Below are 23,396 nucleotides of genomic sequence, written 5' to 3' on the forward strand. Positions count from 1 at the left end.
GTATGGTTTAAAGTATGGAATTTGTGGTGTTAAAGCAGAGAATTAATTTAATTACAAACGTTTACAAGTACTTACAAACAATAAGCATTGCTGACATTAACGATATATACGAATGTTTTGGGCATTATGGCGTATATACAAATGTTATGCGTAAGAAAAAAATGAAAAACACAGCACTATATATAAATCGTAAAAAATTTGATTGGGGATTAGCAATCGAAGACCTTAATGATTTGTATCCAGAAATTACGTTTGAAATAAATGCAAACAAATACTCAAAATCTGTTAAAGCAAAAGGGGATATTGAAGAAGTCTTAGGATTTAAAATCATACAAGGAGAATTTCATAGCATAAGTCCGAACAGAATTATAAACAGAGTAGAATTCGAAATTGATTTAGATGACATCGAATTTGAAGAAATAGTTGAATTTATTAATCAGAATATGATAGACCCAACTTATGTGCCAGATAGGATAAAGGGTAATTCTCATTATAACACAAAGACTTTTTGGCATCTTAATGACTACGATCTTGGATTAGGTATTCAACAGTCAATCGATACAAATAAAATAACAAAGATTAATCTGTATGCCATATTGAGAGACGTGGAGTTACTCTTTAACAAATATGGCAGTGAATTATTCACTAAATCAAAAACTTTAAATGCTGAAACTAAAGAAACTAATACAGAAATAAGCAAATACCAAACTAAACAAAATCAAATGTGGTCATGCCAATATGAACTTGGCCATTATTCATCGTTTAATACAGAATTTGTGTCAACAGCGATAAACGGATTTTATGATCGACAAATATTAATAACTCCAGATACTATTACAAATAATCTAAGGGAAAACGAAATTTGCTTTATTCACTTCTCGAATACAAATAACTGGTACTTAGCTAACAAATATGAAAGTGTAGAATTAAATCAAAATATGAAAATACGATGGACAAACACATTACCTGCTAAAGGATCTGGATATTCAACTTTATATATTGGTGACCTTAAGATAATTGATGATCACAGTCGCGAAGAAACTAAAAATATTGTCGCTAAATTAGAACGAATAACTGGAAATAAAATCATAGAAAGTAAAGCGTATGATTGTTGAAAATCCTACGCATAACACGTGATGATCATGTCAGATTGGCTATCGCCAAATCCGCCAGATATCACAATTCCGTTAGCTGCAATATTAAAATGAGCTTACTAAAATTTGGGCAATATTTTGGGGACGTTCCCGACTTAACAATAGGTGCTGAGTTTGGACTTGATGGTTTAGATGGTTTCGAAGAGCAAAGTCTGTGGCACTATAAAAAAGGTGACAGATTAAGTTTTATTATTAATCCAAACGAGCTGGAGCACATTTTTGAACATAAAATTGTTCAAGTTGAAATTCTAAATGACACTGGAACTAATGATTATGCTGATACAAAAATTAATAGTATTGACACCGTAGGTGTTTTTTTCAATAACAAACCAATTACATACGAAAATGATTTCTTAGAACTCGTAGACCACTACAGTTTCATCTGGGGTAAGACACTTGAAAGTAAGAACAGACATCCTCATATTGACTATAAGAAGTACGAAATGGACTTTTTATGTAAATCTGAACTGAATAGTGTTAACTTGAACGGACATTATGCCGCAGTACGAGAAATCAATGACAATACAAGAATTTATGCTGAATTACTTACAGACAAGAAGACCATTAGAGTTATAACAGTTGGTGGTAGTGTTCCTGACACTTGTTTTCTATATGATATAAACGACATAGAAAAATATGAAAAGGTGTTTTTGGACAAAACTTCAAATTCGACTTGGAGTGATGAAAAGAATTGGTGGGCACAGGTGACAAAGTAAGAAATACAGCAGGTAACAAGTTATTGTCCGCTCTGCGAAGTCTTCCTACCTGTCGGTAGACTGGTTTGACTTCGTAGGAATGTTTGTCAATCTTCAGATTGATATTATGTTTATGAAAGTTTATCGATTTTTACTGTGGCACTTCCCATATACCAAACATTCAGAGTCATGAGAACTAAAAAACGATTAATAAAATGAGGTTGACAATTCTATTTTTCTTTTTAATCAAATTCACTTTTGGTTATTCTCAATTCTCTGTTGGAGATACGAAAGAAAACGTAATATCTGGTTTGAAAAGTACTAATACAGAATTTACCGAATCTCAACTAACGGACTCTACAAGCCGAATATCAGTACTATATGAAAATCAATATCAAATGATTTGGATGCTAGATGTTAATGATAAAGTTTTCAGACAGACACTTATACCAGAAATGGAAAATGGAGCCAATGAATTTGTGAAATTGTTTAATAAGGATTTTGTCATTATTTCAGATGTGGAATGGCGGAACTATGAAAATGGAAGAATTTATAAAATTCAATTAGAATTTATACTTGATGAACCTATTTTTTCAATAACACTTTCTCCGAGTTCAAGATGACTTTTAGAGCTATCCACCGAAAGGAGGACCTCAGGAACTCCGAAATAGCCATCCAACTCTCTTCAATAAAAACATCACAATATGAATTATGCCAATGCGGCGAATACCAACACCATAGTATAGCTTAAACGTATATCAAAACTGCCATTTATTTCACTACCTTAATTATAAAAGCATCAATCTGACCAGGGTCTTCAAAATAGTTTTGTGGTGCAATTAAATGAGTATTTCCAAACCTCAGGTCTCCACCATTTATTCCCGCTGCCCATGCATTCCCATCGGTATCTATTTTTAAATCGAGCGTGTTTGACTGACCAATTATTTCATCTGACCAAAGTAATATGCCTTGATGTGGATCTATTTCTCCTAGTATAGATTTAGCCGATTTATTTGAAAAATAAGAGCTGTTACCCAGCCTTATAAAAGAACTAGTCAGAAATCCAGTCATGATATTTCCTTCATTATTCATTGCCATACGAATGGATGAAAGAAAAGCACCTTCATAGTAAAAGATGTCTTCATATTCAAAATCATTTGATAGTTTCAGTATAAAAGCAATTTCAGGCTCGGTCTTAGTATTTGAACTTGTTGGGATTCTAGTGCTAAAATTTCCTGTATTTAAAGAATCTTCAGTAACTCCACTGAAATAAATATTGTCGTCATCATCAATAAGCAAGAAACCGCTATTACCATCACTGTTTCCAAAGCCTTCACCTTCAAGGTAGCTATTCAGTACCGGGTTTAACTTTAGTAAAAAGAAGTTGCTATTATATAAGCTTGGGGCTGGTAAGGTAAAACTGCCTGCATTCAAAACGTCTCCATATTCTCCGGCAATTATATAGTGTCCTGCCGAGTTTACTTTTAAATCATAAACATCTACATTATACGCATTTCCTAGCTGTTTTAAGAAGGAAACACCACCTGTACTACTACTAAGTTTGGCAATAAACGTATCCGTATTTCCCAAACTGGTTAAACTATTACCATCGAAATCTGCCTTATCTCTAAACTTTCCTGTTATTACCAGATCTTCAACGCCATCTAAATCTATGGCTACTAGATTATCCACCTGGCTACCGCCAAAAACTTTGTTCCAGAGTGGTATGCCGTTATTATTTAATTTAATAACCGTAATATCTTCATTGGCTCCGTCACTAGTGAGCGTACCACCCGCATCCCACAAGTTTACTTCACCTTCTAAATCACCGGCAATAAATATATTATCATTTGAGTCTATCCTCATTTTCCAAGGAATCAAGCCTCCACTTCCTGTGGAGATTTTAAACCACTGAATTACGCCTTCTGAGTCTTGTTTAAGCAAAAAAGTAGTAAATGTACCTCCAGAGTGATAGAGCGTATCTGTTCCAAAAATTATGGAGCCAGTATAAACTCCTGCGATATATCTATTATTATTAGAATCAAAATCTATGGAAGTTATATATTCAATGCTGTCACCCGCAATACTGGAGCCCGTTAATATTACATTATTTTGACTTAATGCCGATAGAAAATAAGACCATTCTGTTCCATTCCACATCCTTAGTGTTTTATTACTAATATCAATCACGATATCACCAATTTCAGGGTCTGAAATAGCTAGTATTTGCTCATAAGTCATTTTTTGAACTCCTCCAGAGGCAGGCGTTATCCCACTAGGTGTAATCGTCACATTCTGGGCTATTGAACTTATTATAACGAAGAGAAATAAAGAAGTAAATATTGTTTTCATCATGTCCTTTTTTTGCAATTTAATATAAAAAAAGACTCATGTAAAGAATGTTTTATTTTACGGTAAAGTCATGGAAGTCAGTAGTTTCTTACATTTAAGGGCCGTAGTGTTTTCCCGTTTCGGAGTCTCCGAAGGGACTCCGAAACAGCCTAACTTTCCCCAAAAAAAGAGACCACCCAAAGGCAGTCTCTTCCTCCCGATAGCTATCGGGACTAATAAATATTAAATACCTTATTCCGCTCCAGAAACTTTACCTGCTGGTGCAGCTTCTTCGGCTGGTTTCTCCGCGAATTTCTTCTCAAAATCACCTGCTTTTACGAGTGTGAGTTTTGATGGGTCTATGTATTTTCTGAATACATTGTTTACTTCTTCCAAAGTAGTGGCATTCATTTTATTATCAAAATCAGCATCATAACTCATTTTTCTGTCTAAGTACAGATATCCGTTTAATTTACCAGCAAGCTCGCCGTCTTTGGAGCGAGACAGTTGGTGTGCTTGCAATAAGCTTTCTTTGGCTTTTGTGAATTCCTCTTCTGTAAAACCTTCGCTTCTTACTTTGTTTATTTCTTCTTTGATAGCTGCTTCTGCCTTTGCAGAGTTTTCAGGTGCTAAGATGGCGTAAGCCATAAAAGAACCCGTCTCATCTAAAGGAGAGGCTGAAAACTGAGAACCTGCACTATAAGAAATACCATCTTTTTGACGCAGTCTTACAGCCAAACGGCTATTTAACATTCCTCCACCCATTAAGTAATTAGCAATATACATGGCAGGATATTCCGGTGAATTGTCCTTCATTTTAAGATTAACACCCGCTAACATTAAGGCATTGGCTTTATCAGGTGTTTCTATTTTAGTGCCACCAGCTGGGTTAGGAATATAATCGTTCGCAATTCTTACAAATGGCGTTGGGTTATTCCATGTTCCAAAACGCGTTTCAAGGTCTTTCAAAGTTTGCTCTTGGTCAAAATCTCCTACTATAGAAATGGTAGCGTTAGACATTCCGTAAAGCTTGCTATGTAAATCCTTCATACCATCTATGGTAACAGCATCTAGCATTTCTAATTGCTCAGGAATTGACGGTACGTAGCGTACATCACCTTTAGGGTAAGGGCTCATTGTTTTTCTATAAACCAGCTGGGCCAAAGGCATCGGCTCGTTTTCCTGTGACTCCAAACCCGTCTTCATTTCTGTTTTCAGGTTACTGAATTCTGTTTCATCAAAAGCCGGGTTTTTAAGAACATCTTCTACTATAGCCAAAACCTCTGATAAATGAGCTTTGGTAGTATTGATACCCACAGAAATGGTGTTTCCACCACCGCCAATACTCACAGAACTTTCCATGGCGTCTAGTTTGTCTTTGATAGCCTGACGGCTTAGGTTTTTAGAGCCTCTCATTAGCATAGACGCCGTAAGATTATCCGTCATGCCTATGCCTGTTAGGCTTTCTTTGGTACCTACTCGTATAGTCATGCTGGCAGATATAACGTTTCCTCTAGTTCCTTTTGAAAGCAAAGCGTATTCCATACCGTTGCTTAACTTTCCAGTAGTGTTTCTGTTATCTATATTCTCTGTAGTAGCTTCAAAAACCTCTGTGATTTCTTCTACTTCTCTACCCTTATAGTCTTTTACTAATTCGGCTACGTTTGGTGCTTCCGGCACGTTTACTCTGTCTGGTGCTTCGGTGGGTATAAATTGACCAACGGTTCTGTTTGAGCTTTTAAAATATTTTTTAGCTACTCGGTTAACATCTTCTAAAGTTACATTTTCTACCGCATCTCTGAAAAGGAAGAACGTTCTCCAGTCTCCGTTTGCTATAAACTCTGTCAACATCTTAGAGAAAGCCTCTGAATCTCTAGTAACCTGACCTAAGTATTTAGCTGTTTGAGATTTTGCTCTGTCTACATCTTCCTGAGTAAAACCAGTCTCTACAGCCTTGTCAATAGCCGTTAAGAAAGCTTCTCTGGCTTCTGCAATGTCATTATCTTTAGGAACTACCGCTCCAAAATAACTATAACCGGGCTCTTTTAAATTTCTGGCGTATCCAAAAACTTGAGAAGCTAGTTTGGTGTCAACCATTGCTTTATACAATGGGCCAGAGGGTGCAGAGGCTAAAGCATCTGAAATAACATCGATAGCAGCGTAATCTTCATGCGTTCCAGGAGGTACATGATACATAGCACCTAAAAACTGCACATCACCAGCACGTTTAAGCGTTATGTTTCGCTCTGTATCCTGAGCAGGTTCTTTAGTATATGTGTCGCTCAATACTCTGGTAGGTCTTGGAATACCTCCAAAATACTCATTCACCATTTTCAAGGTAGCGGCTGGGTCAATTTTTCCTGCCACTATTAAAATAGCATTATCTGGCTGATAGTATTTTTTATAGAAATCTTGCAGCTTGTCAATAGGCACACGCTCCAAATCTTCTCTAGAACCAATGGTAGAGTTACCATAGTTATGCCATACAAAACCCGCAGAAACTATTCGCTGAGAAAGTACCGCGTTCGGGTTGTTTTCACCTCTTTCAAACTCGTTTCTTACTACAGAATATTCAGTTTCTAAATCTTCCTTTTTGATGAAAGAATTCACCATTCTGTCAGATTCTAAATCCAAAGCCCACTTTAAGTTCTCTTCTGTGGCGTTAAAAGTTTCATAGTAATTCGTTCTATCTACAGAGGTGGTACCGTTTGGCCTAGCCCCATGCTCATTTAATTCCTTAGGAATATCCGTATGCTTGGTAGAGCCTTTGAAAACCATGTGCTCTAAAAGGTGAGCCATACCAGTTTCACCATATCCTTCATGGCGGCTACCCACCATATAAGTAATATTTACGGTTATGGTTTGCTGTGTTTGGTCTGGGAAAAGCAAAACTTTCATGCCGTTACCCAGCGTGTATTCTGTAATTCCCTCTACAGATGCACCTTTGACAGGTTCTGGAATTACTATTTTCTTTGCCTTAGGCATTTCTACCTTAATTTCTTCAGGGGCAGAAGGCATGGTTGCTTTGATTTTTTCAATCTTAGCTTCTAGCTTAGAAATCTTAAGCTCTTGTTTTGTTTGTGCTTGTAAGGCTATCATTCCGCTAAGGAATAAAGCTGTTAGCAAGACACTGATTTTTGTAAATTGTGTCGGTTGTTTTTTCATTTTTAAAGGTTAATCGTTTTTATAATTCTTTAAAGATACTCATCAGTCTCTATGTCATTCAAGATTTTTCTAAAATTCGTTCTCTTAAAGTGAATCCACTAAGGCTGTAGGCTTTAAATGTAGTAATTCAAGACTTTTGAAAGATCTAAAAAATGTTAAACGGTAGATTTTATTTATAGCCGATTACTAGTAGACCAAAATAGCCTTAAAATAAAGCAAGTGTAAAAGTTGGCCTTATCGCAAACCTATTAGTGCCAACGAAGTCTTTTGAGTAATTATAGGCGGTTTTAGCACCTAAACCATAATAAACACCAAAGATTTTAAGACGAAGAAGGTTATATAAATATAGGTTGGCCTCAAAGTTACCATTTGAGAAGTCTTTCAGGTCAACTTCAGAAGAACTGGTTTCGGTGGTTAATCTGCTCCAGGCAAATCTGTGGCCTATGGCAATTTCTGGTTGCGACCATTTAGTTTTCAAACGGAAGATGTTTTTACCAAAACTGTGAATCCAGTTTAAAGTAATGGACTGGTTATAGGCATATTGGGTCAAGTCACCCGTTTCAAAGCCATTGCTACTTCCACCAAAGAGTTTTCTTTGAACTCCCTGATTATTAAAAAGGTAAGTGTAAGGGATGTTTCCGGTTCCCAAGCCACCAGAAAGTGTAAGGATGTCGCTCCCTATTTTTTTCCAACGAAACTGTTGGGTGATGCCAAAATCAGCTTTAAAAAAAGTTGAGTTGCTATTTCTGTCAAAAGACTTTTGAGCATTAATATTTATGATAGGGTAGTTTCGCGTTCCTAATGTCTCAAAAATCCCCTGCCTTACATAACTCTCTCTGGGAGCAAAACGGAAGTTGAAACCATAGGTTCTATATGATGTTTTAAGACCAGTTTTTTTATCTATTTCATAGTTTAGGGCTGTTTTGTTATCGTTTTCGGCGTAAAATCTAAACCATGTCCAGCGGATAGGTCTAGTATAAAGAGCTAAACCTGTTTTCTCATACTCGTCTACCAAATAGCCTCTAGGATTAAAGTAAATAAACCTGGCTGATGGGCTTATATAATTATGGCCGAGATATGTTAATTGACCAGGAGGACTAATGTCTTTTCTCTTATAAACAGTTACTTTGTTATACCTATCTTTAGTAATATGAAAAGATGCCGATGTACGGTACTTCCAGGCTTTATCGCCAAGTCCATAGCCTGCACTAGCTCTTAAGCCTATTCTTGGGTTTTTAGTTAAATTGTTTTGAACGCCCAAACCAAGTCTTAATTTCTCATGATAGTTTATACCAAACTGGTCAAACATCAGCATGATAGGGCCAGTGGGGGCTATTAATTTGTAAGGCCACTCCAAGACTTCCACCGTTTTCTTTAGTTTGGGTTTATTTTCAAAACTCCATTTGGCATAGGTTAGCTTTTCCTTTTTGTTAAGTTCTCTTGGTCTTAGCTCATCAAAATCTTCTTTACTTATCTCATGGGCAGTATTGTCGATTTGCCTAGTGGTACCATCAAAATACACTTCACCATTAGGAATACTATCAGAAATATTAGAGAAGTAGGTAGAGAAATCCATACGGAGCATGGCCGTTCTACCTTTGTCTTCATATGGGTAATCTAAGTCTATTGTTCTAGTTGTTGGATACCATTTATTGCTAGTTTTGCTGTAAACTTGGGTAATTTTAAATTGCAGAGCTTGTAAAGTGTCGGCAGGCTGAGCCTCTATGTAGCTAAGTGCGTAACCGTCAGAGTTTATTTTTAAATAACCCTTTAAGGCATCTAAAGCTTTCCCGGGGTTTGGCTCAAATTTTATTAAGAAAGTACTGTCTTGGTCTATGATAAGAGTGTCGGTTAGCTGGAAGTCATATTGATTAAAGACTCCAGGTTTAATGGGGTTTATATAGTTTCTCTCAAACACAGGACCATTGGCAGAAGAAGAACTAAACGTAGGCCTGAAACGGTAGTAAGGCTCATAAAAACCTAATGGATTTAAGGAATTGATAAACACTAGGTTTATAGGAAACATTTTTGGTAAATTAGAAATAGTATGTTTTACTACCTCTTTTTGCTGACCGTTTTTGGCATAAAAGCCTCCAATGTTTTCTAACATCAGTAGGTTCATATAACCTTTTTTTGTGCTGTCTTTTTTAGGCTTTTCTGGATTCCTTTCTATGTCCGTAATATGCATTTTGGTTTTGGCATAAAAATCGGCTTTGAAAGTCTTATACTTTAAAGGATTATTGGCGTCAGCATTCTTATGTACTTTTCGGAGCAATGCCCACGCAGGATTTTCATCTGGTCTTACTATGAGCTCGTTTAGGTTTGTAGTGCTTTGTAGTAAATATACATTTGCTGGACTTTGAAGCTCAGAAATGCGTAAATTTCTGGTTTGATGTCCAATAATAGAAAAGCGGATTTTCTTGTCGGTGTTACCTGCTACATCGATAGAGAAACGGCCTAAACTATCTGTGGAAGTACCGATGGTAGTTCCGGGGAGTGTAACGTTAACGTACTGAAGCGGTTTTTGCGAACCCACTTCCAACACTGTTCCACTGAGATACGTTAATTGACCAAAGGCAATATTAGAGAGTAAAAGAAGTAGGACAAGAAAATGCCTCATTTTGCAAAGATACTTTTTTCGTTAGTCCTTGGCCTTAAGCCTATTTGCGTTTTTTACACTTTAGCAAAGTTTGACAAACGCCTATATTGTCAATTTCTTCTACTACCTCTAAGCCCGCTTTTTCTATGAACGAGAGAAATACCGCCGACTCATACATTTGGCTGTTGCCATTTGCCACAGCAGTGAAGTAAAGCGAGGTTTGCTGTAAAGAAAACGCACTTGCTTTAAATTTCTGTTTGTCCCAGAATGGCTCCATGATAAATACGTAGCCATCATCAGTAAGGGCCGCATGACAGCGGGTCAAAATAGAAATTATCTCTTCATCAGAGAAACAATCTAAAAACTGACTCATCCAGATGGCATCGTGGCCTTTAGGTAGTGCATTTGTAGGATTCAATAAGTCTGTTTGATGGAAGCTAATTCTATCAGAAAGTCCATTGGCGGCAATGTTCTTCTTTGCCATATCTACCTGACCAGGTAAATCAACAATAGTTACATTCACATCGCTGTCATAATTTCCACAGCTTATGGCCCATTTTCCAGTGTTACCACCTATGTCCATTAGCTTTTTTGGCTTTTCTTGAAATACCAAAGGTAAGACCTTCTGAAAAGCATTGTCGGAGTAAAAATGGTCAAATGCAAACCAACTATTCGCTACTTTTTCAGGCAACTCAGATAAACCTTCATAAACAGTAGGCCAGTTGCCTAAAACTTTTAATCCTTCTGGTTTTCCAGTTTCCAAAGACTCATCTAAATGAAACAAAGCTTGATAACAAACATCATGAGTAAAGTCCATGTTTGCCTTGGTTAGCTCATCGCTTAGTAAAAAATGACCTGTTTTAGTAAGGCTGTACTTATTGTCATTTCTAATAACCAAGCCTATACCTAGGCCAGATTCCAGTAAGACTCTTACAGCGTAATTTGGAAGAGAGAGTTCTTTACAAATATTCTCAAGGCTAATGCCTTTTCTTCTGTTTTTCTGAATAATAGAAAGAATACCCTTATCTCTCAATAATCTACTGGCTTGAAAAACCATTGGTGCAAAAGCTATCCACTGAGCGTATTCTATAGATTCTAAGGCACTTAGCTTGTCTTCCTTAAAAAAGTCCATTCTTTATCTTTAATTGGTTTATGAGAGGATTAGCGTATAAAGCATAAAATATATTTCTTAAAGAATCTTTATTTCCCTCTAGCTTTCCTAGTTTTTCGTTAGCGTAAGCCACAAAGTTACTTTTTTCCTTGTCAGAATATTCGTTAAAGTATGTTTTCTTGTCATGGAGTAGGTCATAAGCTATATAATGAATAGGCCAAAGTTGATAGTTATTATGAATTTGAGTGTCTATTATTTTGACCAAGGACTTAATTCTGTCATTTTCTTTAGTGCTCTCAAAAGCAAGGTCTTTTTTAAGGATAACCTTACCAAAGGCCATATGAATTCTTCCTTTATTTTCTACCACACCAGATACTATACTCCTTAAATCTTCATCAGTTGCTTTTATATATTTAGCATGGAGAGATGATAAATACGTCTCCTGTACCTTCAGGTCAATGCAGGGTTCATATTCGTATGATATAGTTAAAGGCACTATTTTTAGTTGAGCTAGTTTTTCTTCAAAACTACCACTGCCACTTATAGCAAGCATTTTTAAAAGACCCGTTTGTGTTAAGTCGTCTCCATCTTTAGTTCTTCCGGCTCGCTGAGCTATCCAAACCGACGTTTTCTTATTTTCTAAGGTATTTCTGATATAGGCTGATAAGCGTTGCGATATTTGATAAAGTTCTCTGGCCGTACCTTCTCGTTCTACCGTAAACATCCTGTTAAGCTTACCCAACTCTGTTATAAAGCCAGCTTGCATAAGGTTATTACCAAAAGTTATTTCCGTGGTATCAAAACCATTTTCTACCAAGATGGTCTGAAGTATGGCAGAGTCTAAAAGGATATCTCGATGGTTAGCTATAAACAAATATGATTCTTTAGGGTCAAGGTTTTCAATCCCCGAGTAGGTTAAACCATCTGAAGAGCGGTCTGTAATGGTTCTAATGGCCGAGTGCATAAACTCTTTCTGAAATTCCAATACCGTTTTTATATGCTCTCCTTTTTCTATTTGAGTTTCTAAACTAGTATCTGGCCAGAGATATTTTGAAATAACAGCGAACAAGGGGTCGCTAAGTATTTTGGGTAATACATTTGAAACATCCTTATCGGTGTAAGGGCTCATTTTTTTAAAATCAAAATCCATGTATTGTTGAAAAAAGTGATTTGCATAGCAGAATTAATAATCTCTCCTTTTGCAATTAAAAGGTAGTCAATGCAAAGAAACAAGAAAAGCCGATCATCTTATTTGACAATTTTGAATTAGAGTAAAATAAAAAACGTGATTTTAAAAGGCTAAAAATACCTTTTAGAATCACGCCTTACTCTTAATAAAGTTATGATTTACAGACTTTTAGAGATATAAGCTCCTATCATTTTGCCGCTTTTAGCGTAAGATTCAGCTATTCTGGTGCCTGCGTCATAATCAAAACCCATCATTTGAGAGCCCGGTATTTTTGGAAGCGAGTATGTTGCCACCACTTTTTCGGTAGCAGTTTCTATGAAGATCATTTCAAAGTCTACATAGGCAGGTCTTCTTGCCACACCCACATTAAAGCCGGGTTCTGTGAAAAGTGATTTAACTATAAGCGTATATTTCGCCTCGGCATCTTTATCCGCTTTTAAGTCAGTTTTCAGGAGTGATTTATTTATTAACTCCATAAACTTTGGTTCATATCGCTCTTCTCTGGAGTTAAACCAGCTCTCTTTCCATTTTTCGCCTTTTCCAGCTTCATCTTCATTATATTCAGCCACTTTCTTGGCTACATACTCGTCCTCCGTCATTTTTTTGCCAACATTCATATTGTCATATTCAAACTCCAGATTTAGCATTTTTTCGCCTTTTAGAAACCCGTATTTACCTTTTTTTGCATGCGTTTGAGCAAAGGACGTAAGGCTTGTAAAGCCGATTAATAGAATAAATAATAAGATTTTTTTCATGGGATAAGTTTTATTCGTTTGAGTCAAAATTACAAATTACTACTGAGAAGTGCTTCTGTCAAAGGAGTAGTTTATTTTACGGTTAAGCCTCAGATTATAAGAGGGTAAAAGCTTGCATTAACGCTGTTTTAAAGTGGTTTGTCGATAGCTACTGCTTATAAAAAGGTAATTTGTTAATGCGATACTTTAGTTTTTATTTAGATTCGCACTTTATACGTAAGTCAAAAAATATACTGTGACTGACCGGGCGAAGCTGTGCCAATTTGTTAAAATAACACATGATTAAAATAGGTTTTAGAAAGCTTTCTTTAGATGATTTTGAAGCGGTTTTATTTAAAAATGAGAAGGTAGAATTAGACCAAAATGCCTTAGTCAAAGTCAAAGAAAGCTTTGAGTTTTTGAAAGGCTTTTCAAAAGACAAACTCATCTATGGAATCAATACTGGTTTTGGGCCGATGGCTCAATACAAAGTAGACGAAGACAATTTATTAGAATTACAGTATAACCTTATCAGAAGCCACTGTGCAGGCATGGGCAAGCCGCTGGACGATTTGAAAGTCAAAGCCGCCATGATATGCAGGCTAAACTCTTTAATTCAAGGCTATTCTGGCATTCATCCTGAAGTGGTAATTTTACTTAAAGACCTCATCAATAATGATGTTTATCCTCAGATTTTTGAGCACGGCGGAGTAGGGGCTAGTGGAGATTTAGTGCAGTTGGCTCACTTGGCTCTTAACTTGATAGGAGAGGGTGAGGTAAAATATAAAGGAGTTTACAAACCAACTAAGGAGGTCTTTGATGAGCTAGGCTTAAAGCCTATTTTTGTTCACCTGAGAGAGGGCCTTGCCTTGATTAATGGAACTTCGGTTATGACTGGCATAGGAATGTTGAATCTGATTTTGGCAAATAGAGCCTTAAATTGGAGTTTAGCATCTTCCATGATGATTATAGAAATGGTAGAGTCATATAGCGACCATTATTCCAAAGAATTAAACGCTGTGAAAGGACATATAGGTCAGCAAGCTATAGCAGCTGCCATGGAAAAGAGCCTTGAAAGTAGTGAACTGATTAGAAAGAGAGAAGAACACCTTTTCAATAAAGAAATAACCAAGCAAGACGTTTTAAAGGATAAAGTACAGGAGTATTATTCCATAAGATGTATTCCTCAAATTTTAGGACCGATTCAGGATACAATCAGCTACGCCAAAACGGTTTTGGAAAACGAGGCAAACTCTGTCAATGACAACCCGATAATTGATAAAGAGAACGAAAATATCTGGCATGGTGGTAATTTCCATGGTGACTACGTTTCTCTGGAAATGGACAAGCTTAAAATTGCTTTGAGCAAACTTAGCGTTTTGGCAGAAAGGCAATTGAACTTTCTGTTTAACGCTAATTTGAATGGTATTTTACCTCCTTTTGTAAACCTTGGGAAGCTTGGCTTAAATTTAGGAATGCAGGCAGCTCAGTTTACCGCTACATCTACCACAGCCGAAAATCAAACACTGGCCAACCCAATGTACGTTCACAGCATCTCTTGTAATAATGACAATCAAGATGTGGTAAGTATGGGTACTAATTCGGCTTTGATATGTAACAAGGTCATTAATAATACCCTGCAGGTACTTTCTATTGAGTTACTGTCTATAGCTCAAGCAGTGGATGCATTAAAAATAGAAGAGAAACTTTCTAGTACTTCTAAAAAGGTATTTAGTGAAATGAGAAGTTTGGTGCCTAAGTTTATTGAAGACAGTACTTTACACGAGAGATTAAGCAAGATAGAAACATTTGTGCAGGTAAATAATCCAGCCATTATATGACGGAAGTAAAACAAAAATATGCCTTAGTAACAGGTGCCTCCAGAGGAATAGGCAGAGCAGTAAGCGTTCAGCTGGCGGAGATGGGTTATTACGTTTTAATAAATTTTCAATCAAATGAAGCTGCCGCCAAAGAAACATTGGAGCTAATAAGAGCCAAAGGAAGCGATGGTGAGTTAATGAAGTTTGATGTTTCTAATCAGGAAGATGTCAATAAGGTTTTAGAAACTTGGATAGAAGATAATAAGGACAAACGCATTGAGGTTTTAATCAATAATGCCGGTATCCGAAAAGATCAACTCATGATGTTTATGACACGTGAAGAGTGGGACTCAGTACTTAATATAGGAATGGGTGGTTTTTATAATGTCACTAGGTTAGTTTTGAAAGGAATGCATCTTAATAGATATGGCAGAATAGTGAATGTGGTTTCGCTTTCTGGTATTAAAGGAATGCCAGGTCAAACCAATTACTCTGCCGCCAAAGGAGGTATGATAGCTGCTGCCAAAGCCCTTTCTCAAGAGGTAGGAAGGAGAGGGATTACCGTAAACTCCGTAGCCCCAGGTTTTATCAAAACCGACATGACAGAGGATATTGACGAGAAGGATTATAAAAAGTTAATCCCCTTAAATAGGTTCGGAACGGCCGAAGAAGTGGCAGATGCCGTCTGTTTCTTAGCGTCACCAAAAGCCTCTTATATCACTGGTCAAGTATTATCTATCAATGGAGGTTTGTATAGCTGAAAAAAAAGCAAATGAATTCCTTATATCGCCCTGTACTGTTTGAGCAAGGTCGAAATTCTTATTTTTAATATTTAAATTTATCGAGTTATTTAATAGAATTTTGATTGTGTGAGTTTACAGGGTGTTGTTTTTTTTGGTTCGTTTTTTTTCTAAAAAAAATGAATTCCCCGCTGGAAAGCGAGCCGAGAAAAAGAGTTGGTTTCTTTAAGCGAAGTAAAAGATTATCAGTTTTATTAAGCATTTCTCAATGTCATCTAATTACGCAGAAAGCAATAGTTTTAAATTCATAAATTTGCACAAGTATTTCATCTTCAAGCTTCATGAATAATAGAGTAGTCATTACAGGAATAGGAGCCTGGTCTTGCCTAGGAACTAATATAGAGGAGGTCAAAGAATCTCTTTTTGCAGGAAAATCTGGAATTGGCTTTGACCAAGAAAGAAAAGACTGGGGTTTTCGCTCTGCTCTTACTGGTGTAGTCAAAAAGCCAGAACTCAAAGGGAAACTAGACAGAAGAGCCAGAAAAGGACTTTCAGAAGAAGCTGAATATGCCTACATGGCTACGGTAGAGGCTCTTGAAAATGCAAAGATGGACATGGACTTTCTTGACCAAAACGAGGTCGGAATTCTATATGGAAATGATAGTTCTGCCAAAGCTGTTACTGAGGCTGTAGATATTATCAGAGAGAAAAAGGATACTACGCTTGTAGGTTCTGGGTCAATCTTTCAGTCGATGAACTGTACGGTGACTATGAATCTTTCCACCATTTTTAAACTAAAAGGTATCAATTTTACCATTAGTGCAGCTTGTGCAAGTGGTTCACATTCTATAGGCCTTGCTTATTTAATGATTAAATGGGGGCTGCAAAAACATATTGTGTGTGGTGGAGCACAGGAGGTTAATCTTTATGCTTTTGGGAGTTTTGATGGTTTAAGTGCCTTTTCTATTAGAGAAGATGAGCCTACTAAAGCCTCAAGACCTTTTGACAAAGACCGCGATGGTTTAGTACCAAGCGGCGGAGCAGCTACATTGATTCTAGAAGATTATGATAGTGCAGTAAAAAGAGGTGCTCCTATTTTGGCAGAAGTGATAGGATATGGCTTCTCTTCAAATGGGCAACATATTTCTAACTCTAATGTAGAAGGGCAAGTTCGTTCTTTAGAAATGGCATTAAAGGATGCAGGCGTTCCTGCTGAAAAAATTGATTATATAAACGCTCATGCTACCTCTACCACGGGTGGAGATTTTGCTGAAGCTGAGGCAATTGCTACCGTTTTTGCGGAGCATAATACACCAGTAAGTTCTACAAAGTCTATGACTGGCCATGAATGCTGGATGGCTGGAGCCAGCGAGATAGTTTATTCTATTTTGATGATGAAAAACAATTTCATTGCTCCTAATATCAATTTTGAAAACCCTGATGAAGCATCAGAAAAATTAAATATTGTTACCAAAACCACAGAAAGAAACATAGATTTGTTTTTGTCCAATAGTTTTGGCTTTGGAGGAACTAATTCTTCCTTGATTATTAAGAAAATAGACCAAGAGTAAAAATGACCGAAAAGGAGATAATTGTTAAAATTAATGGGTTTTTAGTGGAGGAATTTGAAGTAGATGAAGACGCTATTCAGCCAGATGCGAACTTGAAAGAAACCTTAGATTTAGACAGTTTAGACTACGTAGATTTGGTAGTGGTTATTGAAGATGCTTTTGGTTTTAAGGTGGTACCAGAAGACTTTACGAACATCGTTACTTTTAAAGATTTCTACGCTTACGCTCAGTCTAAAGTGGCTGAAAAAGCAGCCGCCTAAAAAAGCATGAGTCAATGGAAAGGTAAAACTAACGCCAACCTTTTCGGAATCAAGATTTTTGTATTCGTACTGAATAATGTAGGCCTTGGATTTGCCTATTTTATCTTACGTTTTGTAGCTCTTTATTATTTCCTTTTTGCATGGAAATCAAATAAGAGTAGCTATTTCTACTTCCATAAAGTGTTAAAGTTTGGGAAGCTTAAGTCGCTTTCTAGCATGTACCAAAACTATTATGTTTTTGGTCAAACACTGCTTGACAAAGTAGCCCTTCTTTCTGGTGTTAAAACCAATTTCACCATTGACCACGACGGTATTGAAAATCTTGATGCCATTGTAGCTGGAGGCAAAGGAGGAATTTTAATAAGTGCTCATGTAGGAAATTGGGAAATAGCAGGGCAGCTGCTCAATCGGCTTGATACCAAGTTCAATGTACTGATGTATGAAAATGAGCATGCCAATATTAAGAACTATCTAGATGGAGTTCAGAAAAACAAAAACATCAACATTATTCCTATAAAAGATGGTGAGATGGGGCATATAATAGCCCTTAATAATGCCTTTAAGAATAATGAGCTTTTAGTACTTCACGGCGATAGGTTTAGAGAGGGTGCTCCTACATTGAATACACCATTTATGGGTCTGGATGCTTATTTTCCTGAAGGACCATTCTATTTAGCAGCGAAGTTTGGTGTACCAGTAACCTACGCTTTCAGTATGAAAGAGACAGATAGCCATTATCATTTTTATGCTTCAAAACCAATAGAAGTAAAAAGAGAAAGAAAGCCAGATGCCATACTTCATACACTTTTAGGAGAATATGTAGTAGAGTTAGAAAAGATGGTGAAAAAGTATCCTACACAGTGGTTTAATTACTATCCATTTTGGAAACAACAATAATTAATTTCTTGCCAAGCGAACCTATTCTATCCGGAGAACAAGTGTCAAAACTTATTCCTCAGAAACCGCCTATTGAGATGGTGGATAGTCTTTGGTACAACGATGAAACTAAAACGGTCTCGGGTTTTCACATCAAAACAGATAATATTTTTGTAGAAAATGGTTTTTTCACAGAGCCCGGTTTGATAGAAAATATTGCCCAAACGGCCGCTTTAAGAGTGGGCTACATCGTTTCAGAAAAGAATAAGTCTGGCGATAATGTCAAACCTCCGATTGGTTTTATTGGAGGAATCAAAAAACTTAGTATTGAAGAATTACCAGCGGTCAATGAAAACTTACTGACTCATGTAGAGATAGTTAATGTGGTCTTTGGTGTCAATATTATTGAGGGGAAAGTCTTCTTAAAGGATAAGTGCATAGCTTCCTGTGAGATGAAAATATTTTTAAAAGAGGAATGAGCCTAGTTAATAAGACAGAGGTAAGGGTAAGATTTAGTGAGGTAGATTCTCTAGGAATAGTATGGCACGGGCATTATGTCAAGTTTTTTGAGGATGGTCGCGAGGCCTTTGGAGCCGAGCATGGTTTGGGTTATTTACAAGTTTATAAGCATGGTTTTGCTACGCCCATTGTAAAACTAAATGTGGACTTTAAAAAAACGGTGGCTTATGGAGATACCGTCCGAATAGAAACAACTTTTAAACCGACGCCTGCGGCCAAAATTGTTTTTGATTTTAAGATTTTCAAAACGGGTACGGAAGAAATAGTGGCTACAGGAAGTAGTACGCAGGTTTTTATGACTACGGACGGTCAGCTTCATATCACCAATCCTCCGTTTTTTGAGGCCTGGAAAACTAAACATGGTTTGGTTTGAGCGTTTACGTAGCAGCAAAAAATATTATTTCACCCTTGGGATTCACTAGCAAAGCAAACTTCAAGGCTATATGCCAAGGCAAATCTGGCGTAGCTTTAGTGGATGACAAAGTTTATGAAGAAGCCTTTTATGGTTCAAAAATAAATAGGGAGGAGGTTTATAAGAACTTCGGTCCTTCTGAGGATTATACTTTTCTAGAACAGCTTCTGATACTATCCATAAAAGATGCACTGAGTCAGGATGCGAGCATCAATATTGAAAGTGAACGAACCATTATTATACTTTCCACCACCAAAGGGAATGTAGATTTACTTGACCCTGAGGAAGCGAAATTATTTCCATCTGAAAAGAAGTTCCTCTGGAATACAGGTGATTTACTTTCAACATACTTTAAGAACCCGAACAAAACTTTAGTGGTTTCAAACGCCTGTGTTTCGGGTGTGGTAGCTATTAATTTAGCTAAGCGACTTTTAGACGCTGAAAAGTACGACCAAGCCGTTATAGTTGGCATTGATATTCTTTCTCCTTTCATAGTTTCCGGTTTTCAGTCTTTTAAGGCTTTAAGCCAGGGCATTTGTAAGCCCTATGATAAAAACAGGGACGGCATAAATATCGGGGAAGCCTGTGCTACCATCGTTTTGACTAAGGAAAAGAACGAAATAGAAGTTTTGGGAGGTAGCTCTACCAATGATGCTAACCATATTTCAGGACCATCAAGAACAGGGGAAGGTTTACTTCTAAGTATAGAGAAAGCACTAAAGATGTCAAACCTTACTGCTTCCGAAATTGATTATATTTCTGGCCATGGTACAGCCACACCTTTTAACGATGAGATGGAGTCCTTTGCTGTATCTAGGGCTGGACTTTCCAATGTACCTATGAATAGCCTAAAGAGTTATTTCGGGCATACTTTAGGTGCTGCAGGCATTTTAGAGTCTATTATTACCTTCCATAGCATGGAAGAAAATACTTTGATAGCGACAAAAGGACATGAAGAAAATGGCGTTTCGCAAGCCATAAATATTATTAGCAAAACGGTTTCAAAGGAATTGAAAACTTGCATTAAATTAGGTGCAGGTTTTGGTGGTTCTAATGCCTCTATCATATTTAGAAAGCATGACTGATTACCAGAAAACTGCGGAGCTTGTTATTGAAAAAGGAACAGTAAGCCTTAACGGTAAAACTGTTTTCGAATTTGACGACAGTCAAGAAAACGGGATTTTTCTAAAAGAGATTTATAAAGATTTGGATCTGGCTTATCCCAAGTTTTATAAGATGGATGAGCTGTGCAAACTAGGCATTTTGGCGGCGGAGTATCTTTTCCGAGAAAATCCAGTTCACGAAAAGTATAAACAGGAAGATGTGGCCATTTTGCTGTCGAATAGTTCATCATCTTTAAGCACAGATACAAAGCATCAGGTATCTATCTCAAATAAAGAGGAATACTTTCCGAGTCCGGCTGTTTTTGTATATACCTTGGCAAACATCCTTCTTGGAGAAATAGCCATCAGATATAAATTTACTGGCGAACAAAGTTTCTTTATTTTTGAGGAATATGACGCTGCTTTCATGACAGATTATGCTCACGGTCTTTTAGATAATCAAGAGGCAGAATGTGTCATAACGGGTTGGGTGGAGATTTTTGAGAATAATTACAAAGCGGTGCTTTTCATTAATGAAAAGTAAGCTTAAAAAGATAGTTTAAAACGATAATATGAGCGATTTAAAAGTAAACCTTAAGCTTCAAATTATAGAAGCACTAAATCTGGAAGACATGACTCCTGACGAAATAGAGGACGATGCACCTCTTTTTGGTGATGGTTTGGGCCTTGATTCTATTGATGCCTTGGAGTTGATAGTTTTATTGGAGAGGAATTACGGAATTAAGATTGTGAATCCTGAAGATGGCAGAGCCATTTTTGAGTCTATCAATGTGATGGCGAAATACATAGAAGAAAACGCAGTCAACTCTTAGGGTGTCAAAAAGGGTTTTTATTACTGGTTTGGGTGCCATTTCTGCCATTGGCGGAGATGTGCCTAGTTCTTTGGCTAGTTTATTAGCTAGGAAAACAGGTATTGGAACTTTACAAAATATTAAAACTAGGCTAGCTCATTTGCCAGTGGGGGAAGTAAAGTTAACCACGAATGAGCTTAAAACATTAGCTGGAGTTCCTGCCAATATTCCTCATTCTAGAACAGACTTATTGGGCATAATAGCGGCGAAAGAAGCTGTCAAAAATGCCCAAATTACTGACATTTCTGAATTTAAAACTGGTCTTATTTCAGCTACCAGCGTGGGTGGTATGAGTACCACGGAACAGAATTGGACGGACTACCTTGATGAATCTAAATCAGGTGATTTTCTGTCAGAAATAGAATCCCACGAAGGAGCTTATAGTACAGAAAAGATAGCCGACAGTTTGGGCATAAAGGCCTATTTAAATACGATTAGTACGGCATGTTCATCCTCTTCAAATGCTATTCTTTTAGGAGCAAGGCTTATCAAAAATGGCCTTCTAGATAGAGTTGTGGCAGGAGGAACAGATGCTCTTTCCAAATTTACCATGAACGGTTTCAATACGCTCATGATTTTGGACGAGTCACTTTGTAAACCATTTGATGACAATAGGAAAGGCTTAAATTTAGGAGAAGGTGCTGGTTTTGTGGTTTTAGAATCTGAAAAAGCATCAGAAGGAAAAGAAAGATTGGCGGAACTGGTAGGCTATGCCAACACGAACGACGCCTATCATCAAACGGCATCTTCGCCAACAGGAGAGGGGGCTTACTTAGCCATTTCAGAAACACTGAAACTGGCAAATGTGAAACCTTCGGAAGTGAGTTATATCAATGCCCACGGTACAGGAACATCGGTAAATGACCTAAGCGAAGGCACCGCTATCGAACGGGTTTTTGGAAGTAAGGTACCGCCAATAAGTTCCACCAAAGTCTTCACTGGACACACTTTAGGTGCATGTGGAGGTATTGAAGCTGTATTTTCAGTGTTGGCTATTAAAAACGGGCTAATATTCCCGAATCTTAATTTCAGCACGCCGATGTCGGAATTGGCTTTTAAGCCAAACCTAACTTTGCTGAAAAATCAGTCAATTAATTTTGTGTTGTCTAATTCATTTGGTTTTGGAGGAAACACGACCTCCTTATTATTTTCAAAAGTTTAAGTGGAAGCATTTATAAATGGTATTGGTGCTATTTCGCCGCAAGATTCTCTTGATGGATTGCAGCTAGATGCTTTACCAGTTTTGGTGAATTCATCAGAGGTTAAAAGCCAGGAGCCAGTTTATAAAAACTATATTAATCCAGGGAAGGCCAGGCGAATGTCTCGCATGGTAAAAATGGGGGTAACGGCAGCTTTGACGGCTTTGAAAGAAAGCGAAGTCGAAATACCAGATGCCATTCTTACGGGAACGGCCATGGGCTGTTTAGAAGACACCGAGAAGTTTTTGAATGCGATAATTGATAATGACGAACAATTATTAACGCCAACAGCATTTATACAGTCAACTCATAATACGCTAGGTGCCCAAATAGCCCTGCTTTTAGGTTGTAAAAACTATAATTTCACGTACGTTCAGCGAGCTTTTTCTTTTGAGAATGCTGTACTGGATGGATTGATGAAATTAGAAGAAGGAAGCGAAAATGTGCTAGTAGGAGGTCATGACGAAATCACCAAAGGTTTTCATAAACTTTATGAGCGATTAGAATATTGGAAAAAGGAAGAGGGGGAGGATATTCTTCAATCTAAGTCTATAGGTTCTTATGCTGGAGAGGGAGCGTCATTTTTTAGTCTGTCAAAAACAAAAGAAGCTCAAAGCTATGCCAAGATAGTTGGACTTGATATGCTTTATAAGCCGTCAAATTCATCTGAAATTAAAGCATGGATAGAAGCTTTTCTTGTTGCAAAAGGAATTGATAGTTCTAAAATAGATTTAGTGCTTTACGGAACTAGCGGTGATGTTAGATTTGATTCTGTTTTTGAGGAAATGAAATTGGAGGTTTTCCAAAATCAGTCGAGTGGCTATTTTAAACATCTGTCGGGCGAATATGCAACCAGTGCTAGTTTTGCGATGTATTTGACTGCTAATATTATCAAAAAGCAGTCTGTCCCAGATTATGTTTTGACAAGTGAAATTAAACCAAGCCAACTCAATAGAGTATTGATTTTTAACGGTTATAGAAACGAGAATTATAGTTTGATGCTCTTAGAGAAATGCTAAGTCTGGGTTTTAAATTCTATCGAGTCA

At 37.1% G+C, this 23,396-nt stretch carries 21 protein-coding genes; 15 read left to right on the top strand and 6 right to left on the bottom strand.

All coding sequences use genetic code 11. The features are described from left to right. Positions 1-14: 14 nt before the first annotated feature. From AADJ06_RS13570 to AADJ06_RS13580, 3 genes are all read left to right on the top strand, one after another. Positions 15-1,115, top strand: a complete 1,101-nt coding sequence (locus tag AADJ06_RS13570; RefSeq protein ID WP_341227009.1) for a hypothetical protein — start codon at positions 15-17, stop codon at positions 1,113-1,115. 89 nt (positions 1,116-1,204) lie between these two features. Then, on the top strand, positions 1,205-1,870 hold the full coding sequence (locus tag AADJ06_RS13575) for a hypothetical protein (protein WP_341227010.1): 666 nt from the start codon (positions 1,205-1,207) through the stop codon (positions 1,868-1,870). A gap of 194 nt (positions 1,871-2,064) precedes the next feature. Then, entirely contained in the window at positions 2,065-2,472 is a 408-nt protein-coding gene (locus tag AADJ06_RS13580; protein ID WP_341227011.1) for a hypothetical protein, read from the top strand. A gap of 148 nt (positions 2,473-2,620) precedes the next feature. On the opposite strand, the gene AADJ06_RS13585 is transcribed toward AADJ06_RS13580, so the two are convergent. From AADJ06_RS13585 to AADJ06_RS13610, 6 genes are all read right to left on the bottom strand, one after another. Beyond that, positions 2,621-4,204 carry a hypothetical protein gene (locus tag AADJ06_RS13585; protein WP_341227012.1) on the bottom strand — a complete coding sequence of 528 codons (1,584 nt, stop codon included), beginning with the start codon at positions 4,202-4,204 and terminating at the stop codon, positions 2,621-2,623. A gap of 228 nt (positions 4,205-4,432) precedes the next feature. Continuing rightward, the gene (locus AADJ06_RS13590) at positions 4,433-7,345 is read right to left on the bottom strand and encodes a pitrilysin family protein (RefSeq protein ID WP_341227013.1); all 2,913 of its coding nucleotides are present in this window, start codon (positions 7,343-7,345) and stop codon (positions 4,433-4,435) included. Positions 7,346-7,550: 205 nt separating this feature from the next. Continuing rightward, a complete protein-coding gene (locus AADJ06_RS13595) occupies positions 7,551-9,965 on the bottom strand; it encodes a carboxypeptidase-like regulatory domain-containing protein (protein ID WP_341227014.1) in 2,415 nt (804 codons plus the stop codon). Positions 9,966-10,005: 40 nt separating this feature from the next. Beyond that, on the bottom strand, positions 10,006-11,076 hold the full coding sequence (locus AADJ06_RS13600; RefSeq protein WP_341227015.1) for a class I SAM-dependent methyltransferase: 1,071 nt from the start codon (positions 11,074-11,076) through the stop codon (positions 10,006-10,008). Beyond that, positions 11,063-12,184: a 1-acyl-sn-glycerol-3-phosphate acyltransferase gene (locus AADJ06_RS13605; protein ID WP_341227016.1), complete on the bottom strand. Its 1,122-nt coding sequence runs from the start codon at positions 12,182-12,184 to the stop codon at positions 11,063-11,065. Before AADJ06_RS13605 ends, AADJ06_RS13600 begins: the two co-directional genes overlap by 14 nt. Positions 12,185-12,402: 218 nt before the next feature. Then, on the bottom strand, positions 12,403-12,999 hold the full coding sequence (locus tag AADJ06_RS13610) for a hypothetical protein (protein WP_341227017.1): 597 nt from the start codon (positions 12,997-12,999) through the stop codon (positions 12,403-12,405). A gap of 278 nt (positions 13,000-13,277) precedes the next feature. On the opposite strand from AADJ06_RS13610, the gene AADJ06_RS13615 reads away from it, so the two are divergent. The 12 genes from AADJ06_RS13615 to AADJ06_RS13670 all read left to right on the top strand — a co-directional run bounded on the left by AADJ06_RS13615 (position 13,278) and on the right by AADJ06_RS13670 (position 23,369). Further along, positions 13,278-14,819: an aromatic amino acid ammonia-lyase gene (locus AADJ06_RS13615; protein ID WP_341227018.1), complete on the top strand. Its 1,542-nt coding sequence runs from the start codon at positions 13,278-13,280 to the stop codon at positions 14,817-14,819. Next, complete coding sequence (gene fabG / locus AADJ06_RS13620) at positions 14,816-15,559, top strand: 3-oxoacyl-ACP reductase FabG (protein ID WP_341227019.1); 744 nt, start codon at positions 14,816-14,818, stop codon at positions 15,557-15,559. The genes AADJ06_RS13615 and fabG overlap by 4 nt, the downstream gene beginning before the upstream one ends. 320 nt (positions 15,560-15,879) lie before the next feature. After that, complete coding sequence (locus AADJ06_RS13625) at positions 15,880-17,109, top strand: beta-ketoacyl-[acyl-carrier-protein] synthase family protein (protein ID WP_341227020.1); 1,230 nt, start codon at positions 15,880-15,882, stop codon at positions 17,107-17,109. A gap of 2 nt (positions 17,110-17,111) precedes the next feature. Next, positions 17,112-17,369 (top strand): acyl carrier protein, encoded by a 258-nt coding sequence (locus tag AADJ06_RS13630; RefSeq protein ID WP_341227021.1) that lies wholly within the window; start codon positions 17,112-17,114, stop codon positions 17,367-17,369. Between the two features lie 6 nt (positions 17,370-17,375). Then, complete coding sequence (locus tag AADJ06_RS13635) at positions 17,376-18,266, top strand: lipid A biosynthesis acyltransferase (protein WP_341227022.1); 891 nt, start codon at positions 17,376-17,378, stop codon at positions 18,264-18,266. Next, on the top strand, positions 18,251-18,724 hold the full coding sequence (locus tag AADJ06_RS13640) for a 3-hydroxyacyl-ACP dehydratase (RefSeq protein ID WP_341227023.1): 474 nt from the start codon (positions 18,251-18,253) through the stop codon (positions 18,722-18,724). The genes AADJ06_RS13635 and AADJ06_RS13640 overlap by 16 nt, the downstream gene beginning before the upstream one ends. After that, positions 18,721-19,137, top strand: coding sequence for an acyl-CoA thioesterase (locus tag AADJ06_RS13645; RefSeq protein ID WP_341227024.1), 417 nt, complete (start codon positions 18,721-18,723; stop codon positions 19,135-19,137). Before AADJ06_RS13640 ends, AADJ06_RS13645 begins: the two co-directional genes overlap by 4 nt. Further along, positions 19,134-20,261 (top strand): beta-ketoacyl synthase N-terminal-like domain-containing protein, encoded by a 1,128-nt coding sequence (locus tag AADJ06_RS13650; RefSeq protein ID WP_341227025.1) that lies wholly within the window; start codon positions 19,134-19,136, stop codon positions 20,259-20,261. The genes AADJ06_RS13645 and AADJ06_RS13650 overlap by 4 nt, the downstream gene beginning before the upstream one ends. After that, positions 20,254-20,823: a 3-oxoacyl-ACP synthase gene (locus tag AADJ06_RS13655; protein WP_341227026.1), complete on the top strand. Its 570-nt coding sequence runs from the start codon at positions 20,254-20,256 to the stop codon at positions 20,821-20,823. Before AADJ06_RS13650 ends, AADJ06_RS13655 begins: the two co-directional genes overlap by 8 nt. A 28-nt stretch (positions 20,824-20,851) precedes the next feature. Further along, entirely contained in the window at positions 20,852-21,112 is a 261-nt protein-coding gene (locus AADJ06_RS13660) for a phosphopantetheine-binding protein (protein WP_341227027.1), read from the top strand. A 1-nt stretch (position 21,113) separates the two neighbouring features. Then, positions 21,114-22,313 carry a beta-ketoacyl-[acyl-carrier-protein] synthase family protein gene (locus AADJ06_RS13665; RefSeq protein WP_341227028.1) on the top strand — a complete coding sequence of 400 codons (1,200 nt, stop codon included), beginning with the start codon at positions 21,114-21,116 and terminating at the stop codon, positions 22,311-22,313. After that, positions 22,314-23,369 (top strand): beta-ketoacyl synthase chain length factor, encoded by a 1,056-nt coding sequence (locus tag AADJ06_RS13670; protein ID WP_341227029.1) that lies wholly within the window; start codon positions 22,314-22,316, stop codon positions 23,367-23,369. The last annotated feature ends 27 nt before the right edge of the window (positions 23,370-23,396 follow it).

Source organism: uncultured Arcticibacterium sp. (genome assembly GCF_964021845.1).
In the GTDB taxonomy this organism is placed as follows: domain Bacteria; phylum Bacteroidota; class Bacteroidia; order Cytophagales; family Spirosomataceae; genus Arcticibacterium.

What these genes read in the sequence shown, in the direction of transcription:
- AADJ06_RS13570 (WP_341227009.1), top strand. Translation starts at nt 15, where the DNA reads ATGGAATTTGTGGTGTTAAAGCAGAGAATTAATTTAATTACAAACGTT.
- AADJ06_RS13575 (WP_341227010.1), top strand. Translation starts at nt 1,205, where the DNA reads ATGAGCTTACTAAAATTTGGGCAATATTTTGGGGACGTTCCCGACTTA.
- AADJ06_RS13580 (WP_341227011.1), top strand. Translation starts at nt 2,065, where the DNA reads ATGAGGTTGACAATTCTATTTTTCTTTTTAATCAAATTCACTTTTGGT.
- AADJ06_RS13585 (WP_341227012.1), bottom strand. Translation starts at nt 4,204, where the DNA reads ATGATGAAAACAATATTTACTTCTTTATTTCTCTTCGTTATAATAAGT.
- AADJ06_RS13590 (WP_341227013.1), bottom strand. Translation starts at nt 7,345, where the DNA reads ATGAAAAAACAACCGACACAATTTACAAAAATCAGTGTCTTGCTAACA.
- AADJ06_RS13595 (WP_341227014.1), bottom strand. Translation starts at nt 9,965, where the DNA reads ATGAGGCATTTTCTTGTCCTACTTCTTTTACTCTCTAATATTGCCTTT.
- AADJ06_RS13600 (WP_341227015.1), bottom strand. Translation starts at nt 11,076, where the DNA reads ATGGACTTTTTTAAGGAAGACAAGCTAAGTGCCTTAGAATCTATAGAA.
- AADJ06_RS13605 (WP_341227016.1), bottom strand. Translation starts at nt 12,184, where the DNA reads ATGAGCCCTTACACCGATAAGGATGTTTCAAATGTATTACCCAAAATA.
- AADJ06_RS13610 (WP_341227017.1), bottom strand. Translation starts at nt 12,999, where the DNA reads ATGAAAAAAATCTTATTATTTATTCTATTAATCGGCTTTACAAGCCTT.
- AADJ06_RS13615 (WP_341227018.1), top strand. Translation starts at nt 13,278, where the DNA reads ATGATTAAAATAGGTTTTAGAAAGCTTTCTTTAGATGATTTTGAAGCG.
- fabG (WP_341227019.1), top strand. Translation starts at nt 14,816, where the DNA reads ATGACGGAAGTAAAACAAAAATATGCCTTAGTAACAGGTGCCTCCAGA.
- AADJ06_RS13625 (WP_341227020.1), top strand. Translation starts at nt 15,880, where the DNA reads ATGAATAATAGAGTAGTCATTACAGGAATAGGAGCCTGGTCTTGCCTA.
- AADJ06_RS13630 (WP_341227021.1), top strand. Translation starts at nt 17,112, where the DNA reads ATGACCGAAAAGGAGATAATTGTTAAAATTAATGGGTTTTTAGTGGAG.
- AADJ06_RS13635 (WP_341227022.1), top strand. Translation starts at nt 17,376, where the DNA reads ATGAGTCAATGGAAAGGTAAAACTAACGCCAACCTTTTCGGAATCAAG.
- AADJ06_RS13645 (WP_341227024.1), top strand. Translation starts at nt 18,721, where the DNA reads ATGAGCCTAGTTAATAAGACAGAGGTAAGGGTAAGATTTAGTGAGGTA.
- AADJ06_RS13655 (WP_341227026.1), top strand. Translation starts at nt 20,254, where the DNA reads ATGACTGATTACCAGAAAACTGCGGAGCTTGTTATTGAAAAAGGAACA.
- AADJ06_RS13660 (WP_341227027.1), top strand. Translation starts at nt 20,852, where the DNA reads ATGAGCGATTTAAAAGTAAACCTTAAGCTTCAAATTATAGAAGCACTA.